2 protein-coding genes are annotated in these 2894 nt (G+C 46.1%); both read right to left on the bottom strand.

The genetic code is table 11. The features are described from left to right. Window positions 1–458: 458 nt before the first annotated feature. Window positions 459–2387: a hypothetical protein gene (locus GF401_19455; GenBank protein ID MBD3347237.1), complete on the bottom strand. Its 1929-nt coding sequence runs from the start codon at window positions 2385–2387 to the stop codon at window positions 459–461. A 317-nt stretch (window positions 2388–2704) separates the two neighbouring features. Then, window positions 2705–2866, bottom strand: coding sequence for a hypothetical protein (locus tag GF401_19460; protein ID MBD3347238.1), 162 nt, complete (start codon window positions 2864–2866; stop codon window positions 2705–2707). Window positions 2867–2894: the final 28 nt, after the last annotated feature.

The raw sequence follows: 2894 nt of genomic DNA on the forward strand, positions 1-2894 counted from the left end.
AGAGCATAGGATTTTTGATTTTCGATTTAATATACGTCTTTTTGTGGCTTTTTCAAAATGAGCGTACCTTGTCTCGGGCCGTTATTCAAGGAAACCTCAAAAACGGCTGTATAACATAGGTAATTCATATCAAAGCCGGGGGTGGTGGATGATATCATCGACTGCATAATCGTGATTGGGAATGTTTATATATAAGCAGAAAACCGCAATTTTTTAGGAAGAGGCGCCGGCTTTGGACCGGCATGCGATAATGAAGGACCTTGCGTGTAATGAGGAATACTATTTGCTGCAACAATGGTATGGTACCGGGTAAATACCCTTTTTTTGTTGAAATTGGCGATTTGATGTAATAAAGGACATTCTTTCCGGTCCGGTTGCCGGAATGCTCCTCCAGGAATGAAAAGAGGGGCAGAATATGCCCCTCCCGGTAGTAACCGAGGCTCAAGCAATTTTTCAAACTATCTATTTACTATCAGCCGTGTACTGAGAATGCAGTTGTCTTTCCAAAAGAATTTTGCGACATACATTCCAGCCCCGGGAAGCGCCGATTTGTTGACAAGTATTTCATTCCCCGTGCCTTGTATGATGCTTTTGGAGATTATCTGCTTCCCGTTACCCGTGTAAATATTCATTTTTGAAAAGCCGCCTGTGGATGATGGCAATGAAAGCGTAAAATTATCGCCTGCTGCTTTTACCCGTAAAGCATTGCGGGTGTTGATTACATTTCCGCGCTGAGCATCAGTCATTGCGCCTTCCACGGTCAAGGTAGCTTCCTCCGAAACAGTCGATCCATCATCATCGCTGATTACGCACCGGTATTTCCAGCCGTTCATCTCTGCTTTCAGTGATTCGGTCGTGTAGCTTGATTGTCTTCCGGGAAGGTTGTACCAGAGTCCGTTGCCGCTGTGGCGCTGCCATTGATAGTAGAGACTTCCTGATCCGCTTGCAGAAACGGAGAACTCTACCGTGCTGTTAAGTGAGCCGCTTTTGTTCGACGGCTGCGATGATACCGAGGGGCCGTCGTTTGCCGATTTTCCGACAAGCTCATCGGGGTCGATAACCACGTGTCTGATATGGGCGCCGGTGTTTTTGCGAAAGACGGCGTATACGATGTGGACCATTCGATCGGAAGCTTGAATTACAACCGGGTATGCGCCACCGGTTTCATCCGATTGCAGCTTGAGGACCTGGGTCCACGAGTCAGCGTCATCGCTGATCGCTACATGGATTTCATCCCTGTTGACTTCACCACAAACAACATGGTAGCCATTGTCAAGGGTTACGGAACAGTGGCCGCGTCTGCCTGCGCCTGTTGGAGTATTATGGTCATCCCAGGTCAATCCGCCATCGGTGGAGATTTTTGCTATAATGTTGTGACCAGGACTGGGACCACGTCCGGTTGCAACGAGTGTCTGATAATCTTCCGAGAGAACCAGGAAAGACGGCTGGATCATGGTTCCGATATTTGAAATACAATCCCAGTTTCCGGCATCCGGATTTAGTCCATCGTAATTTTTATAGGGAGCGACCTCAATATGTGCTTTCCATCCACAATCATCAGCGCTCGATCCCAGAAACGCATCACCGTTTGGAAGCTCCAGTGCCGGGTTTTTTATTAGACCTATGAATTGATCTATCTTGTCATTATACTCACCTGGAAGACATGGGCACCCATTTAATTTTTCAGGAAGAAGTGTGCCCCAGCAGTACTGGACTTCACCTTCATTACCACATTCGTCAGGTGCATGAGGTGCACCTGGCTCGTTCCAGATCTCAAAACGTTGATCAGGTTTTCCCGCCGGTTCCCAATGAACGCCTTCATCATGAGAAACCATTACCCAGCCATCTGCGGTGATCGCAAAACGGGAATACAGATATAAAGGAGCATCCTTGTCTCTTTTGGGCTGATAGAGTGCGATATTGTAGCATTGGGGTGCGATTATCGTCGGATCAGACCATCCATTGCCATGATTATAGCTGCATGCCGCCAGAAGCTCTTCTTCATCGCATTCATATGAACAGTACCAGGTACAAACAAATTTTCCCGGTGAAGTCTCCTGGATGCAGGGAACATGCTGAAAGCAGATAGGTCCGGAAGCACCGCGAAAAGTCGCACCGCCGTCGCTTATCGCTTCGTCAATTATGATTGCGTCGACACTCGAACCGGAATTGGCTGCTGTCGCCAAGGCAACAAGCAAAAAAATAAATGAAAGGATTGAAAAAGCCTTTTTGCTGAACATTGAGCCCCCTTTGTTGATTAGTTCAATGATTTGTGGCTTTTTTGAAATGGAATGATTTTGGATTACAATATAGTAGAATTCAGGCAGATCATGCCCGATTATATAATGGTGTTCGTTTTGAATGTTTATATAACTTATATTCCCCATGAAGGACTGTTTTGCTGGTTTTCATAGTCGGAACCGGCGTTTCTCCTGATCAACATTCTTTCCTGCCTCGGGCTTCTTGCCAAAAAATGCACACCGGGCCTCATAAGAACAAGGGCAGAGAAGATGGGCAAGAAACCAATCTGCAAAAAGCCGGACCCAGAGTACACTGATACCGAAATAGTCGGCCAAACCATTTAGGGAACTCGCGGTCGCAAAAAAGCCGGTAATCCTCTTCGATCCAATTGTCAACTTCATCCATGGGGCGCTGCAGCGGGGGTTGCATATCTTTATCGAATTCCGGAAAATTCAAATCGAGGTTATTTTTCATTCATTACTCCGCAACAATCGAGTACCCGTCGATATAAATCTTCGGAATTATACTTTGCAAATATCTCCCGAACCTCACCTTCCTTCGGATCGATTCCGTCTACCGTCATAAGCTGAACAATATCCGGGAAACCTTTTAATTCTCGACTCATAAATCTCCATGATAGGAAAATATAATTA

Source organism: Chitinivibrionales bacterium (genome assembly GCA_014728215.1).
Classification (GTDB): domain Bacteria; phylum Fibrobacterota; class Chitinivibrionia; order Chitinivibrionales; family WJKA01; genus WJKA01.